This is a genomic window from Litoribacter populi (assembly GCF_007483685.1).
Taxonomy (GTDB): domain Bacteria; phylum Bacteroidota; class Bacteroidia; order Cytophagales; family Cyclobacteriaceae; genus Litoribacter; species Litoribacter populi.
In genome coordinates, this window is the sequence record NZ_VMKN01000003.1 from 180,631 (window position 1) to 196,607 (window position 15,977).

Below are 15,977 nucleotides of genomic sequence, written 5' to 3' on the forward strand. Positions count from 1 at the left end.
CTTTTCCTTGGTGCCCTCCTATGTTGAAAATCAAGGAATAAGCTATTTTTTTGCATACTTTTCCTGTATTTATCTTTTTCCTCTTAAATGCGGTTCTCAGTTCTGGACGGGTTCCTGTCAAGGCCGGCGCCCCAGCGCCGTTCATTTCAGCCTTTACAGGAATTCGGGAAGAACTATCTTTGTATTTAGGGGGAAAAGATAAATCCCGTATTCCTCATATACATATAATTTGACCTTTTGTAACCTCTTCAATTAATCTCCTATCAGCAGTCCGTTTCGGCCGCAATGTATTTTTCATTTTAAAGAGGAAGGGGACGTAACCTTTGTGTAACGGTCCTCCCTTACGGGTGCCGCAGGCACACACTACCGTTTATTCCCCGTCCAATTTTCCAAGATTACTCGGTCATTATTGGTTTTTTAAAATTCCTTAACCCGTTACACCGGTCACATACTCTGTCTTATGGCGGAGCATGTGGCGGATTCTGTTGAGCAGGCTTTTGGCGATCCTGATGATTGCCTTGTTTTTATTCATCCTTTTGCTCAGTTCGTTAAACTTTGCCATCAGGGCAGGATCCTTTCTTACGGCTACCCAAGAGGCCTCAATGAGCAAGATCTTAATTTTCTTCCTGCCTCTTCTGGTTATCTTGCCGGTGGCAGTTTTTTCACCGGAACTCCTGGTGTTCGGCACAATACCGATATAATGGCAAAGCTCATCCAGTGTTTTGAACCGCTCTATATCGCCCAGCTGGGTCAGCAGGTTCATAGCCGTAACCAGCCCCACACCGGGTATGGTTATTAATCTATCGCAATTATCCCGATACCTGTCACTTTCGGCAAGTTCGCGTATCTGACGGGTTATATTCAGAATATTTTTTTTCAGCGCCATGCCGCTCTCCACCAAGGCGGCTATAGTCTGCCTAATACTCGGATGTAGTTCTTCAAGCCCCAGAACCCATTCCATATAAACCTTTGACCATGACCTAGTCTGCACTGCCGAAAAGCGGGCAGGGATCTCTACCCCAAACTGCATGAGGATAGATTTTACCCTGCTTTTGTTCCGGGTCATATCCTTGACAAGAGTATCCCGGACCCGACACAGCGTACGGTCAGCCTCTAGAATGGTATCTGGGACATGGATGCCCTCAAGCTCACCGCCACGGAGCATTCTGGCCAGCTTCCTGGCATCGACCGAATCGTTTTTCTGAAGCCTTTCTTTTTGGCTCGTCGGCACATCGGCCGCATTGAGGACCATACATTCAATACCAAGTTCGTTGAGCCTCCTACAGGTGCCGAATCCGCTGAAACCCGCTTCATAAACAGCTTTGTATGTCCCTCCCGGAAAGCTCGCATTCATGTAATCGGCCAACTGGTCGGGATTTCTGTCCCTGCTCATGGTCTTGTGTTCATAAAGCTCCCCGAAGATGGAGACCAGCCAGTTTCTTAAGTGGTCATCGATTCCGATATAGAAGCATTGTCCTTCAAAGGATTTCTGGTTAACTTTAGTGCGTGGCATAAGCTATGTTCTTTTAAAGTGATAAGTAGGATTATACCTTTAATTTAAGAATTTTAGCTTATGCTTTACTTTTCAAACATAATACCTTTGTGGTCTTTTTACTTTCCCGATCCGCGAAAAGCTCCTCGGGACAAGCGTGCAACTTTGTGACCCATTTCCTTCGTGCCCTTCTTTTTCCTTCGTGTCCTATGTGCCCCTTTGATTTAGTGCTACTTAGTACCCTATTTAATAAGCGAAGAAGCCGCAGCGCCCGTTGCGTATTTTTTCCGTTGCGTCGTTGCGTGAACTCTTACTCACTTAAGGCCTTAGTGCGACTTCGTGACCCATTGTTTTCTCTAGTAACCTGACCCACGACTAAATTTAACATTTCCCTAATTTGTTCTTAAATATATTTTAGATAGTTTAGGGCAACTTTGTAGCCAAACCGCTAGCGATGAACAGATTGATACCCATGTGGATAGACGGAGAAAAATTCATCCAACTGTCCCAGCTTACCCTCGAACAGGCCGAAAAGCTCAGGAAACTCCTGCCCGCCGGGAGCATCAAAAAATTATTTTTTCAAGGAATCGAGCTCCCCGATTGCATCCTCTACGAAACCTACGAATACTGGTTCAACCACTACTCCCCCGGCCCCGCAGAAACTTTCAATGAATTTTAATGTAACAATTCCCCCTTTGAAGGGGGTTAGGGGGATGTTCACACCCGTTGTACCAAGGCTCTGCCTTGCGTACCCCGAAAATTGAGGCTGTGCCTCCCACATTATTTTCAAGAATCTTTCCATAAATCAGGATTATCAGACTCGCTAAAAACAGAAAGAACAAAAATAATCCGCACCAACCTATAGGAAACCTGCCAGGTTTCATTCACGCCTCTTCCCGCTCACCACCTTCATCTCTAAACCCCTAAACCTACCGATACGCGAAGCGTCAATCGGGAATTAACCCTCTAAACCAAAGGTCCCCCTTTTCTCCTCAAAATACTCCTCCAACTGCGGATAAATATTGCTCTGCACCTGCGGAATCCCCGACAAGGTCAACTGTACATTTCCCTCCTGCGATTGAGACGTATTCTCCATCGTTTCAATCAAAAAGATGAATTCCTGCAAATTTAGAGGCTGCCTCGACTTTTTAGGCGTCACCTTAAAATCATTCCCATAAAAATCCACCACTTCATAATATATTTCCCCATCCAAAGGGGCCGCATATATACTGATCTCCTCGCCCCACTGACTCTCAGGATAGCTTAATTTGGCCAATAGGGCCGATGGACCTGTGCCATCAAAATAGGTATTCGGTCTAAATTCAAAATCAATCATACCGCAAATTAATTAGAATTATCTATTATTTTAAATTAGGCAAGCCTAATATTTTTTTAAGGTTTACAATTAAATTATTTTTGTACTGTCGATAAATAATATTCGACCAATCTGTATGAAGCATTTACTATTAATTTTCAACCTCTTACTGATTTTCAACTGTAGCTGGGCCTCGGATTTAGGCAAGCTTACAGGCTCAGTGACCGATGAGGAAACTTCCTCACCCCTGCCCGGCGTGACCGTTTACCTTCCTGAACTGAACAGAGGAACAGTCACAGATATGAATGGTCACTTCGAAATAGATGATATTCCAGCCAAAACCCTCACACTTCAGCTTTCCTTCATGGGCTACCAAACCAAAATCCTCAAAGTAGACACCAGACAGAACAAAGAGTTTAACTTTTCACTTGCCCAATCCGCCACCACCATTGATGAAGTAGTAGTTTCCGGTGCACATATCATGAGCAGGGAAAAATCTCCCGTGGTTATCTCCAAAATGGACCGGACTGACCTCCTCAAAAACCCTTCCCCTAGCCTAATGAGCTCCCTGACCCGGACACCAGGCGTAAGTGAGGTCAGCATGGGACCCGGAATTAGCAAACCCGTAATCCGCGGCATGTCATTCAGCAGAGTGCTTACCCTATATCAAGGCGGCCGATTCGAAAACCAGCAATGGGGTGCAGACCACGGCCTCGGCCTTACCGAAACAGGCATTGAAAGCGTGGAACTTGTCAAAGGACCAGCTTCCCTCATTTACGGTTCGGGTGCCATGGCCGGTGTGGTCAACATCATTGAGGAACGTGACGCTGATCGCGGTTCAGTCACCGGTGACGTCAACCTTCGGGGATACAGCAACTCCCTAGGTGGCAGACTGGATGCCGGAGTGAAAGGTACAACCCAAAACGGTTTCGTCTGGTCCATGCGAGCAGCGGAGGAATCACATGCCGACTACCTGGCCGGAAATGGAGAAACCGTCGGAAACACCAGATTCAACACCCGAAACGTAAAAGCCAGTGCCGGTTGGGTGGGTAAATGGGGCGATACGCGCCTCCGATACACCTACCTCAAACAAAACCTCGGAATCTTGGAGGAAGATCAACGGGATGAACTGATAACTTTCCGAAACGACAGAAGCATGCAATTGCCTTTCCAAGACGTAACGGATCACTTCCTGAGTTCAGAAACCAATCTCTATATTGGTCAGGACCGCCTGAAACTAACATTTGGCTATCACCTTAACTATAGGGAAGAAATTGAGGATGATTTTAACGAAGTAGATCTTGGGCTGAGGCAACAAAACTTCATGTATGATGCAAAATACTACAAAGGATTAGGTGCAGACCTTGAACTTATAGTAGGTGTCCAAGGCTTTTACCTCCAAAATGAAAACTACGCCAATGCGGAAGAAATCCTGATCCCCGATGCTACCAAAGATGACCGTTCGGTTTATGCACTTTTAAACTACAGCAAAAACAAATGGGTATTGCAAGGTGGAACACGATATGACTACCGAAAGGTCGTCGCCGATGCCAGAGATCAGAAATTTCTTGACTATGGCTTTGAACTCTCAGGTTCTCCCAACAACCGAATGCTGGAAAGGAATTTTGGAGGGATGACTGCAAGCGGTGGGGCCACTTTTATGCCTAATGATCGCTGGAGATTCCGTGCAAATTTGGCATCCGGATTTAGAGCACCAGATCTTGCCGAACTGTTTTCCAACGGCCCCCATCCGGGAACATCCCGCTTTGAACTGGGGAATTCTAATTTTGAACGCGAGCAGAACATTCAGGGGGATTTGAGGATTAGATATAAATTTCCCCAGTTGACCCTAGGTGCCGAGCTTTTTTACAACCATGTGGATAACTTCATCTTCTTCACCCCCACCGATGCCCGCCAAGGTGACCTCACCGTCTGGGAATTTGAACAGGATAACGCCAGATTATATGGTGGAGAATTTCACCTGGATTTCCATCCGGCAAACATCAAAGGTTTAAATTTCCAAACTTCATACAGCATGGTGGTAGGACAAAGAAGGTCAACAGGCGAATACCTTCCTTACATTCCTGCATTCAGATGGGAGCAGGAACTTGCTTATACTTCGAATCTAACTGCCGGAAAAATCTCCAATCCCTACGCAGCAATTCGAGGAAATTGGGTCATGGATCAAAATCGAGCGGCCCCTTTGGAGGAAACCACCCCTGGTTACTACTTTTTAGGCCTAAGCCTAGGCACCCAAGTAGATCTATTTGGCCAAAACATAGAAATGTACCTCAACGGCACCAACCTCCTCAACCTCAACTACCTCGACCACATGTCCCTCTACCGCCCCTTCCACATCCCCCAAATGGGCAGAAACGTGTCACTGCATATGAGGTTCAAGTTCTAATTGGGTAGAGAGTAGATATCCCTGCGAGATGGTAGATAGTAGAGAGATGAAGGCGGCTTACGTGAATAGAACAATGACAACCATGACAACAGGCCCCGAGAGGCGCAGTTTACCTCCTGCGGGAGGCCCCGAACATGGGGCCGGACAACCATGACAACAACTAACTACCTACCGCAACAATCTTCCCCAATCCACTAATATTCTTCACCAGCCCCGGAGGCGAACCAGCATACTCCACTTTCCCCAGTCCATCAATATTCACATCCAGGTTTTCCGACACATTCACCGATATCTTTCCAACACCCTGCAGATTCACCCGGGCATTATTGGCACCCAGGCCTAGTCCATTGAAAACTCCCGCGCCTTCCATCTGCTTAACCAAGAGATTCGTACTCCCGGAAAGCTCAATCTTAGCAGCGCCCTGGCTGTAACTGTGTACCTCGTCGGCCACTAGATCCATTAAGACATGCGATGCACCTTGGGCGTTGATGGTGATAGATGGGGTGACAAATGGCTCCACAGTTCTCAGCCTGCAGGCACCACGGATGGTTATCTCCTTTAGTTCGGGGGTAGCGATGCTGACCCTGATGGGATGGTTGGGAAGGATTTTTTCTTTAAAAGCCAACTTAAGCGTCTCACCGTCCACCCGCAGGCGGATGTAATCCATGAGGTTCTCCTCGGCTTCAATTTCTACGTAATAATCATCTGCCTGATACAGATCCACCAGAAAAACATTGTCAATTTCCAGCATATCGAAATGATCAAAGACAAAGGCTCTGGTATCAAGTTCACGGTTGCCTTCTATGCCCGATTGGGTGCAGCCCCAGAGGCTTACGAGCAACAAGAGGATTACAAAAGATGTTTTCTTTTTCATTTTTCAATAAGGGATTGGCGCAAGTTAACAAAAAAGTACAATAAACAATCTTGGAATCGTATAAAGTAGCCGAATTAACCGACTGATATTGAGGTATGATACAAAATTTACGAAAAATAATTCTGCTATCCTAAGCAATGACCTATTCAATTGGATTATACATACTTTAGCGCTAATTTTGGACTCGCCCAGGCCATGGCCCAAATGGGGCGATTTTCATCTCAACAAAAAAACCAGATCATGCAGAGAGATCAAGCGATATTTGACCTAATCGACAAAGAAGAAAACCGTCAGAAAACCGGTATAGAGCTTATTGCCTCGGAAAACTTCACCAGCAAGCAGGTGATGGAAGCCGCCGGAAGCGTTTTGACCAACAAATATGCAGAGGGACTTCCCCGCAAACGATATTATGGAGGCTGTGAAGTAGTGGATGAAGTGGAGCAACTTGCTATCGACCGTGCCAAAGAACTTTTCGGCGCCACTTGGGCCAACGTACAACCACACTCCGGTGCCCAGGCCAACGCAGCTGTATTTCTTGCTTGTCTGAAAGCAGGCGATCCTATTCTTGGTTTTGACCTTTCACACGGCGGACACCTTACCCACGGTAGCCCGGTAAACTTCTCCGGTAAGCTTTACGAACCGCATTTTTACGGAGTAGAAAAAGAAACCGGCCTGATCGATTATGACATGGTAGAGGCAAAAGCCCGCGAAGTGAAGCCAAAACTCATCATCTGCGGTGCATCTGCATATAGCCGCGACTGGGATTACGAAAGCATGAGAGCAATCGCCGATGAGGTAGGTGCCATTTTGCTTGCCGACATTTCCCACCCATCCGGACTTATCGCCAGAGGTTTGCTTAACGATCCTTTGGACCATTGCCATATCGTGACCACCACCACTCACAAAACCTTAAGAGGCCCAAGAGGCGGTTTGATCCTTATGCGTGAAGATTTTGAAAATCCTTTCGGCATCAAAACCCCTAAGGGAGAATTGAGAAAAATGTCTGCATTGTTGGATTCAGGCGTTTTCCCAGGCACTCAAGGAGGACCGTTGGAACACATCATCGCGGCCAAAGCAGTCGCTTTCGGCGAAGCCCTTACCGACGAGTACATGGACTATGTAGTCAACGTGAAGAAAAACGCTGCTACAATGGCCGAGGCATTTGTCGAAAAAGGCTACGAAATCATCTCAGGCGGTACAGACAATCACATGATGCTGATCGATTTGAGAAACAAAGACCTTTCTGGAAAGCAGGCTGAAGAGACTTTGGGCAAAGTGGACATCACCATCAACAAAAACATGGTGCCATTTGACGACAAGTCTCCATTTGTAACTTCCGGCATGAGAATCGGTACCGCTGCCGTGACCACCAGAGGCCTAGGCAAAGACGACATGATCAAAACCGTCGACCTTATCGACCGCGCCCTCATGAATCACGACAACGAAACAGAACTTTCAAAAATAAAACAAGAAGTCAACGACTGGATGGTGGGATTCCCACTTTATTAATAACTGTCGGATGTCGGATGTCCGATGTCCGATGTTTTACATCTGCTCAACTTCGTACTTAACCATGGCCCTTGATCAATTACACGAGGAAGAGGATGCCAACATGTCGTTTTTAGACCACTTGGAGCAGCTGCGCTGGCACCTGCTCCGGTCTATTGCGGCCATATTGGTTTTCACTATCCTAGCCTTCCTTTCCAAAAGTATAGTATTTGGGACCATCATACTTGGCCCCTCCAAAACAGATTTCTTCACCTACCGGATGTTATGCGAGCTGGGAGGCATGCTTAATATCACCGCGCTTTGCATCGATGAACTCCCATTCATCATTCAAAGTAGGCAGATGACGGGACAGTTTTCCATGCACGTGACCTCAAGTTTCGTGGTGGGGATCATCGTGGCATTCCCTTATATTTTCTGGGAAGTTTGGAGGTTCATAGCCCCTGGTCTTTACAATCAGGAAAAGCAGGCAGCCCAAGGCGCCGTGTTCTTTGTCAGCCTGTTGTTTTTCTCCGGGGCGGCTTTCGGCTATTTCATCCTAGCTCCCCTATCGATCAATTTCCTTTCCAATTATCAGTTGGACCCCAGTATCCTCAACGAGTTTGACATCACATCATACGTGTCTACCGTGATCATGCTGGTGCTGGCCTCGGCCATCATGTTCCAGTTGCCGGTGGTGATCTATTTCCTTTCCCGCTCCGGTCTGGTGACTTCAGAGATGCTGAAAGGTTATAGGAGACATGCCATTGTGGCCATCCTGGTCATTGCAGCGGTGATTACTCCACCAGATGTGATCAGCCAGATATTGATAGCCATGCCGATTTTGGTACTGTATGAAGCAGGAATAATGATAGCCAAGCGATTAGAAAGACAGCGAAAAGAAGAAGCATTAAATTCATAATATGATTATCCGCAATGATGCCAGCCTGCCTGGCAATAAAGCGGATATACAAAATTCATAAAATCACACAACATGAAAAAGATAGCAATAGGCGGTGACCACGCCGGATTTGAATATAAAGCCAAAATGGTCCAAGCATTGACAGAAGCAGGTTATGAAGTGAAAGACTTCGGCCCAGACTCCAACGCCTCTGTGGATTATCCCGATTATGTACACCCATTGTCCACCGCCATTGAAAACGGCGAGCATGACCTGGGTATTGTCATCTGCGGCAGCGGCAACGGTGTGGCCATCACAGCCAACAAACACCAAGGCATCCGTGCCGCCCTCTGCTGGGACGAAGAACTCGCCGAGCTAGCCCGTCAGCACAACAACGCCAACGTCCTAGCCATCCCCGCCCGCTTCGTCACTTATGAATTAGCCGAAAAAATGGCCACCCTCTTCCTAGCCACCGACTTCGAAGGCGGCAGACATGAGAATAGAGTGAATAAGATTGCTTGTAAGTAGATAGTAGAAAGTAGATTCGCCGCAGGGTGGCTGGCTGCGCCTTAGCCACCGCGGCGAGGGTTAGGGGTTACCGCACCACCCTCATCTCTCTACTTTCTACCGTCCCGATGCGCCCCTAAAACCTGCCAGGTTTTAGGGGCGCCAATCGGGACATCTACCTTCTACCAATATAGCGCAGCTCCTGAACCGACAACCATGACAACAAGCCCCGGGAGGCGCAGTTAACCTCCCGCGGGAGGCCGACCCAGGGGCCGGACAACAACGACAACTACAAACAATGAAAAAAACAATTACCTCCCTCTTCCTCCTAATCTGCTTTGTCACACAAAGCTTCGGCTGGGGACAAAACGGCCATAGAGTCGTGGGCCAACTGGCCGAATGGCACCTGAACAAGAAAGCCAGAAAAAACATCGAAGCCATCCTCAAGCATGAAAGCATCCCAATGGTCGCCAACTGGATGGATGAAATCCGTTCAGACAAGGCATACGACCACACCGCCACTTGGCACTGGGTAACCATCCCTGATGGGGAAAACTATGACAGAGAAGTACAGGAAGCCGCTGGCGATGCCTTCCAGATGCTGAACAACATCAAGGAAAAACTAAAAAGCGGAGAGTTGTCCGCCAAAGAAGAAAGCGAGTATCTCAAAATGCTCATCCACATCGTGGGAGACCTTCACCAGCCGCTACATGTTGGCAGAGGCGATGACAAAGGGGGAAATGACGTGAGAGTTTTCTACTTCAACCAGGAAACCAACCTCCACAGCGTGTGGGACACCAAGATGATCGAAGGCCAAAATCTCTCCTTCACCGAAATCGCCACCCACCTCAACAAAAGAGCCGACAAGGAAACGGTCACTAAGTACCAAAAAGCCTCCATCAATGACTGGCTCCAGGAAGCCATGGACCTCCGCCCCGCAGTCTACGACCTCCCCGACAACAAACGCCTGAGCTATCCATATAATTACAAGTATTACAACTTGGTGGAAGAAAGGCTCCTTGCCGGGGGACTGAGATTGGCGGGGTTGCTTAACGAGATTTACGGTTAAATAGCCGTTTAGAGGGTTATTTCTAGATAGGCGCTACGCGCATCTAGAGGGTTTAGAGGTTTAGAAATCGCAAGCGACGACAAGGCTGAAGGTAGTTCACCACAGATTCCACGGATTCCCACAGATTAAAGTTATTCTCTGTGTAAATCTGTGTTCTCTGTGGTGAGTTTTTTTTTGGTACAAAGTACTAGGTACCAAGTAAAGAGTGTCTAGTTGTCCGCTTCGCTGTTGTCCGTCCCGTGGCCCCGCTGCGCAGGACCGGGACAGTTGTCAAGTTGTCATTGTTCTACCTTTGCGCCCAGCAGGAAATTACTTAGGGGAGGGATGAAGGCTGCCGTAATCCTAGCCTCATCCCTCCCCGTACAACCGCGAATAGAACAATCACAACTATGACAACTTAGCCGGGAAGGCGAAGCCGACCAACGGCGGGACAACAGCGCAGCGGACAACCCTGCCGGCCTTGCGTAGGCAGGCCGGCACGGAATCAATTTCTCATTTTCAACAGCTCCTCTACAAAGTCGCGGTTGTTGGATAGGCGGGGGATTTTATTCTGCCCCCCAAGCTTCCCTTTACTCCTCAACCACCTCTCAAACAAACCCGTCTCCGCAAAATGCACCCTCGGGGCCGTCAGGGCCATGTCCTTATACCGCTTGGCATCATAGTCCGAGTTGAGGTCACGCAGGCTGTTGTCCAGCAAACTCACAAACGCCTCCCTATCAGCCGGAGAGGTCTCAAACTCGATGATCCACTCATGGGCACCTTTGCCAGTCATGCCTTCAAAATATACCGGGGCCGCGGTGAAGTTTACGATCGTGGAATTGGTTCCGGCGCAGGCTAACTCAATCGCCTTCTCGGCATTTTCTACGATGACCTCTTCTCCAAAGGCATTTATAAAGTGCTTCGTACGCCCGCTGATGCGGATACGATAAGGACGGATGCTGGTGAATTTCACCGTGTCACCGATCTTGTACCTCCACAAACCTGCATTCGTGGATATCAGCATGGCGTAGTTTTTCCCCAGTTCCACCTCCTGCAAAGGCAAAATCTTAGGATCATCGCTGTCCCAGTCCTCCATGGGGATAAATTCATAAAAAATCCCATAATCCAGCATCAACAGCAAATCCTCCGAGTCACTCTGATCCTGAATCCCAAAAAAGCCCTCCGAAGCATTATAAGTCTCCATATAATGCATCTTCGGCGAAGGAATCAATTCCTCAAAAAGTTGACGGTATGGTCCAAAGGCCACCGCTCCATGGAAGAAAACTTCCAAATTCGGCCATACCTGCAGAATATTGTCCGCCCCCTTGATTTCCATAATGCGCTTGATCAGCACAATAGCCCAAGTAGGCACACCGGCCATGCTGCTCACATTTTCCTGCATGGTTTCTATAGCCATACGCTCAATCTTGGCCTCCCACTCACTCATCAAGGCCACTTCCAGGGATGGCGTGCGCGCAAACTGAACCCACATGGGCAGATTTTGCATGATCACCGCCGATACATCCCCATAAAAACTGTTCTTTGTCCCATCCAATGGGTTTACCTGTATGCTACCCCCAATGGTCAGGCTCTTACCACTAAAAAGCTTAGTATCGGGATAATTTCTCACATACAGGGAAAGCATATCCTTTCCACCCTTAAAGTGGCATTCTTCCAATGCCTCCGGACTAACAGGAATAAACTTGCTACGGCTGCCTGTGGTACCGCTGGACTTGGAAAACCAGGTGATCTCGGTCGGCCAGATCACATTCTGCTCCCCGCTCATGCAGCGGTCGATATAGGGCTTCATCTGCTCATAATCGTGAACAGGCACCCTCTCGGCAAATTCCCTATAATTTCTGATTTCCCCGAAATGATACTTCTTCCCGAAATGGGTTTTCCGGGCGGTCTTTATCAATTCAAAAAATATCTCCTGCTGCACATCTATTGGATGCTGCATGAAATTCTCTATCTGGCCTATCCGGTTGCGGAAGATCCAGGTCATAAAAGTATTCAGTACTTCCATTCTATCATATTTTGCGCTTCAGGGTAAAATGCTTACCCAAATACACCTTTCTCACCTGCTCATCAGCAGCAAGTTCCTCGGCGGTGCCTGCCTTTAGCAATTTCCCCTCAAACATCAGATATGCCCTATCGGTAATGCTGAGTGTCTCGTTTACGTTGTGATCAGTGATCAAAATACCGATATTTTTATTCTTAAGCTGGGCCACAATGGTCTGAATCTCCTCCACCGCAATAGGATCTACCCCAGCAAAAGGCTCATCCAATAGCACAAACTTCGGGTCCACCGCCAAAGCCCGGGCAATCTCGGTCCTTCTTCTTTCCCCTCCGGAAAGCACCTGCCCCAGGTTTTTGCGCACATGGGTAAGACTGAATTCCTCCAGCAGCATCTCGGTTCTTTCCTTTTGCTCAGCCTTCGGCAAATTGGTCATCTCCAACACCGCCATGATGTTCTCCTCCACAGAAAGTTTTCGAAACACGGATGCCTCCTGCGCCAAATAACCAATCCCAAGTTTGGCCCTACGGTACATAGGAAGGGGGGTGATATTGCGGTCGTCCAGATAAATCTTCCCCGAATTGGGTTGTATCAAGCCCACAATCATGTAAAATGAGGTAGTCTTTCCTGCCCCGTTAGGACCAAGAAGCCCCACGATCTCGCCTTGGGCCACCTCCACGGAAATGTCATTTACTACTCTCCTGCCTTTATATATCTTAACAAGGTTGTCGGCCTTTAAAATCATATTCAATCAAATTTTATATCCTTCACGTACAACTGCAGTGAACTGGTATTTCTAAATGTATTCTCACGCACTTCATACGCAACGTTGAATCGCATCTTACTGTTGAGCATTTGATAATATTCGGCAAACCCAAACGCTATGCAGGTCGGCCGTGTCACCTGCCCATCTTGCACGATGTCAAACTTCAAATGCTTGTCCTTCAGCACACGGATGTTTTCCACATAGACTTGGTTGGAACAAAATATCGGTTCCGGATTACCTGGCCCAAAAGGAGCCATCTGCTTAAGAATATTGTAAAACTTATAATTTATCTGGTCCAAAAGCAACTCATCATCCACCGCCAACACCGGCTTCATGTGAATTTCGGTGAGCCTTTCACTGACCACTCTCTCAAACTTCTCCTGAAAAGCCACCACATTGTCCACCGACATGGTCAGCCCAGCGGCGTATTTATGTCCCCCAAACTGCTCCAACAGATCACTGCACTCACTAATGGCCTCATAAATGTCAAAATCAAACACCGACCTGGCACTACCCGTAGCCTTGTTGTTAGACTCGGTCAAGATGATGGTCGGCCTATAATATTTTTCAATGCAGCGCGAAGCCACTATCCCGATCACACCCTTATGCCAATCCTCTTTAAAAAGAACCGTACTCTTATATTCCTGCAAAGTGTCCCGCTCCACGATCATCTGAATGGCTTCACGGGTGATGTTTTCATCAAAATTCTTCCTGGCCGCATTCACATCCTCCACCAACTCGGCCCTTCTCAAGGCGTCCGTCAGATCCTTACTGATCAGGAGTTCCACCGAGGCCTTGGCATGCTCAATCCTTCCCGATGCATTGATCCTTGGTCCTATTTTGAAGACAATATCGGTAATATCAATATCCTTCTCCAGCTTGCTTCTCAGCATCAGCGCCTTCAAACCCGGACGAGGATTATTGTTCAAACGTTCCAACCCATAAAAAGCCAGCACCCTGTTTTCCCCAGTAATCGGCACAATATCAGCCGCAATGCTGACCGCCAACAGATCCAGGAAACTATTCAAATTAGCGGGATCCCTTCCTGCCTTTATGGAAAAAGCCTGAATGAGTTTGAACCCCACCCCGCAACCACTGAGTTCCTTATAAGGATAATCGCAATCCACACGCTTGGGATCCAACACCGCCACCGCATCGGGTATCACTTCGCCCGGGGTATGGTGATCGCAGATGATAAAATCCACGCCAAGTTCATTGGCAAGCGCCACTTTTTCCAGGGCCTTGATACCACAATCCAGAGAAATAATAAGCGTAAAACCGTTTTCCGCGGCATACCTTACCCCCTTTTCGGAAATGCCATAACCTTCCTTGTAGCGGTCTGGGATATAGAAGTCCACATTTGGGTAAAAATCACGGAGGAAACCATACATGAGCGCCACCGACGTGGTCCCGTCAACATCATAGTCACCATAAACCATTATTTTTTCCTGCGCAAGGATGGCTTTTTGGATTCTATCCACGGCTAGGTCCATATCCTTCATCAGAAAAGGATCATGAAGCTTATCCAGATCAGGCCTAAAAAAATCCTTCGCCTTCTGAAAGCTATCCACACCCCGATTCACCAGTATGTTGGCCAGCACCGGGTTAACATTAATCTCGCTCCCCAGCCGATCCACCTTCTCGCCCTCCGCCGGCGCCTTTATTTTCCACCTAAACTCCATAGCTCCTAAATTACTAAATTATTCTGATAATAAGCACCACACCATTCCCCCTTCGAAGGGGGGCAGGGGGGATGTCGGTACGCCAATCACGCATCCACCTTCATCCCTAACCCTCCCCGCGGTGGCCTCGGCGAAGCCAGCCACCACGCGGGGAATCTACCTTCTACCTTCTACCCCCGGATTCTGAAGTAGATAGTAGATGTCCCGAATGGCGCCGAGCAAAAATCAGGAGGCGCTTCGGGACGGTAGAAAGGGTTAGAGATGAAGCCAACCCACGAATCCACCTTCATCCCTAACCCTCCCCGCGGTGGCCACGGCGAAGCCAGACACCTCGCGGGGAATCTACCTTCTACCTTCTACCCCCGGATTCTGAAGTAGATAGTAGATGTCCCGAATGGCGCCCATGTAAAAAATCAAGAGGCGCTTCGGGACGGTAGAAAAGGTTAGGGGTAGTTTAAAGGTTGAAAGGATTAAGGGATTAAGGAGCTGCGCACGTGGATTGTCAGCTGATGGCTGCCAATGGGATGAAGGTGCTTAACGTCAGTAGAACAACGACAACAATGACAACCACGCCTCGATGAGCACAATCCGACCGCAGGTCGAGATTAGCTCATCGGGCGGACAACAACGACAACCCCGAACCCCCAACCACCTATTTGGTCTCAATTTTGCTCTAATCACAAATTATCCGTATTTTAGGCAAGACTAACGGTAATTTTTACACTTTAGGTTTAATACATCTTATGGCTTTTAGAACCCTCTTACTCACCATATGCCTGCTCGCCCCCACCCTTTGCATCACCCATACAGCAGCAGCACAAGACAGAAAACAGCAACGCGAACTCCGCCGCGAGCTGCGCAAACTCTCTCCTGAGGAGTTTGACGCCATGAAAACCCGCCAAGCCGAACTCCAACAAAAAGTCGACGAACTCAGCCAACAGACCAGCCAGCTGCAGGGCGACATCCAAGATAAAGATCAGCGCATCACCGAACTCAAAAACGAACTCTCCAGACTCCAAAAGGAACTAGATCAGCGAACCGAAGAACTTACCGCCATGCGGGAAAAAGAAGAGCAATGGAATAAAGGCGTAGTCTTCAGAGTCCAGATCGGCGCCTTCACCGACTACGACTTCAGTCACGCCACCGGCACCAGCCCCCAACTCCAATACGAAGAAACCGACGACTGGCACAAATACATCATGGGCAACTTCCGCTCCTACCCCGAAGCCGACCAACTCAAAAAACACCTTAGAAAAACCGGCATCCGCGACGCCTGGATTGTACCCTATAAGGATGGTGAGAGAGTGCCTTTGAAAGAAGTTCTAGAAGAAGCGTTAGCTGAGTAGATGGGTTAGAGGGTTATTTCCGATTGACGCTGCGCGTATCGGAGGTTTAGAGGTTTAGGTACTGAAGGCCTGCCGGTTGCTACACCCAAACGCCATCTCCAACATAACCACCCTCAGCCCTCCGCGTCGCCTCGCGC

At 48.1% G+C, this 15,977-nt stretch carries 13 protein-coding genes; 7 read left to right on the forward strand and 6 right to left on the reverse strand.

Annotated features, from left to right (window positions below):
• Positions 1 to 427: 427 nt before the first annotated feature.
• Positions 428 to 1,513 (reverse strand): IS110 family RNA-guided transposase, encoded by a 1,086-nt coding sequence (locus FPL27_RS19555; protein WP_143959643.1) that lies wholly within the window; start codon positions 1,511 to 1,513, stop codon positions 428 to 430.
• A gap of 433 nt (positions 1,514 to 1,946) precedes the next feature.
• Between FPL27_RS19555 and FPL27_RS19560 the strand changes: the two genes are divergently transcribed.
• Complete coding sequence (locus FPL27_RS19560) at positions 1,947 to 2,171, forward strand: hypothetical protein (RefSeq protein WP_143962925.1); 225 nt, start codon at positions 1,947 to 1,949, stop codon at positions 2,169 to 2,171.
• Positions 2,172 to 2,450: 279 nt separating this feature from the next.
• On the opposite strand, the gene FPL27_RS19565 is transcribed toward FPL27_RS19560, so the two are convergent.
• On the reverse strand, positions 2,451 to 2,828 hold the full coding sequence (locus tag FPL27_RS19565; protein WP_143962926.1) for a UDP-glucuronosyltransferase: 378 nt from the start codon (positions 2,826 to 2,828) through the stop codon (positions 2,451 to 2,453).
• Positions 2,829 to 2,943: 115 nt separating this feature from the next.
• Between FPL27_RS19565 and FPL27_RS19570 the strand changes: the two genes are divergently transcribed.
• A complete protein-coding gene (locus FPL27_RS19570; RefSeq protein ID WP_143962927.1) occupies positions 2,944 to 5,214 on the forward strand; it encodes a TonB-dependent receptor in 2,271 nt (756 codons plus the stop codon).
• A gap of 160 nt (positions 5,215 to 5,374) precedes the next feature.
• Here FPL27_RS19570 and FPL27_RS19575 read toward each other — a convergent pair whose 3' ends face one another.
• Positions 5,375 to 6,088: a head GIN domain-containing protein gene (locus tag FPL27_RS19575; RefSeq protein WP_143962928.1), complete on the reverse strand. Its 714-nt coding sequence runs from the start codon at positions 6,086 to 6,088 to the stop codon at positions 5,375 to 5,377.
• Between the two features lie 240 nt (positions 6,089 to 6,328).
• On the opposite strand from FPL27_RS19575, the gene glyA reads away from it, so the two are divergent.
• The 4 genes from glyA (at position 6,329) to FPL27_RS19595 (ending at position 10,050) form a co-directional block, all read left to right on the forward strand.
• Positions 6,329 to 7,597: a serine hydroxymethyltransferase gene (gene glyA, locus FPL27_RS19580; RefSeq protein ID WP_143962929.1), complete on the forward strand. Its 1,269-nt coding sequence runs from the start codon at positions 6,329 to 6,331 to the stop codon at positions 7,595 to 7,597.
• Between the two features lie 64 nt (positions 7,598 to 7,661).
• Complete coding sequence (gene tatC / locus FPL27_RS19585; protein WP_143962930.1) at positions 7,662 to 8,495, forward strand: twin-arginine translocase subunit TatC; 834 nt, start codon at positions 7,662 to 7,664, stop codon at positions 8,493 to 8,495.
• 72 nt (positions 8,496 to 8,567) lie between these two features.
• A complete protein-coding gene (gene rpiB, locus FPL27_RS19590) occupies positions 8,568 to 9,002 on the forward strand; it encodes a ribose 5-phosphate isomerase B (RefSeq protein WP_143962931.1) in 435 nt (144 codons plus the stop codon).
• Between the two features lie 277 nt (positions 9,003 to 9,279).
• Positions 9,280 to 10,050: a S1/P1 nuclease gene (locus FPL27_RS19595; RefSeq protein ID WP_143962932.1), complete on the forward strand. Its 771-nt coding sequence runs from the start codon at positions 9,280 to 9,282 to the stop codon at positions 10,048 to 10,050.
• A 484-nt stretch (positions 10,051 to 10,534) separates the two neighbouring features.
• Here the strand turns inward: FPL27_RS19595 and FPL27_RS19600 are convergent, their stop codons facing one another.
• The 3 genes from FPL27_RS19600 to recJ are packed head-to-tail and all read right to left on the reverse strand — an operon-like array spanning position 10,535 to position 14,494.
• Positions 10,535 to 12,055: a GH3 auxin-responsive promoter family protein gene (locus tag FPL27_RS19600; RefSeq protein WP_143962933.1), complete on the reverse strand. Its 1,521-nt coding sequence runs from the start codon at positions 12,053 to 12,055 to the stop codon at positions 10,535 to 10,537.
• Positions 12,056 to 12,059: 4 nt separating this feature from the next.
• Positions 12,060 to 12,791 carry an LPS export ABC transporter ATP-binding protein gene (gene lptB / locus FPL27_RS19605; protein ID WP_143962934.1) on the reverse strand — a complete coding sequence of 244 codons (732 nt, stop codon included), beginning with the start codon at positions 12,789 to 12,791 and terminating at the stop codon, positions 12,060 to 12,062.
• 2 nt (positions 12,792 to 12,793) lie between these two features.
• Complete coding sequence (gene recJ / locus FPL27_RS19610) at positions 12,794 to 14,494, reverse strand: single-stranded-DNA-specific exonuclease RecJ (RefSeq protein ID WP_143962935.1); 1,701 nt, start codon at positions 14,492 to 14,494, stop codon at positions 12,794 to 12,796.
• 743 nt (positions 14,495 to 15,237) lie between these two features.
• On the opposite strand from recJ, the gene FPL27_RS19615 reads away from it, so the two are divergent.
• Positions 15,238 to 15,840: an SPOR domain-containing protein gene (locus tag FPL27_RS19615; RefSeq protein WP_143962936.1), complete on the forward strand. Its 603-nt coding sequence runs from the start codon at positions 15,238 to 15,240 to the stop codon at positions 15,838 to 15,840.
• Positions 15,841 to 15,977: the final 137 nt, after the last annotated feature.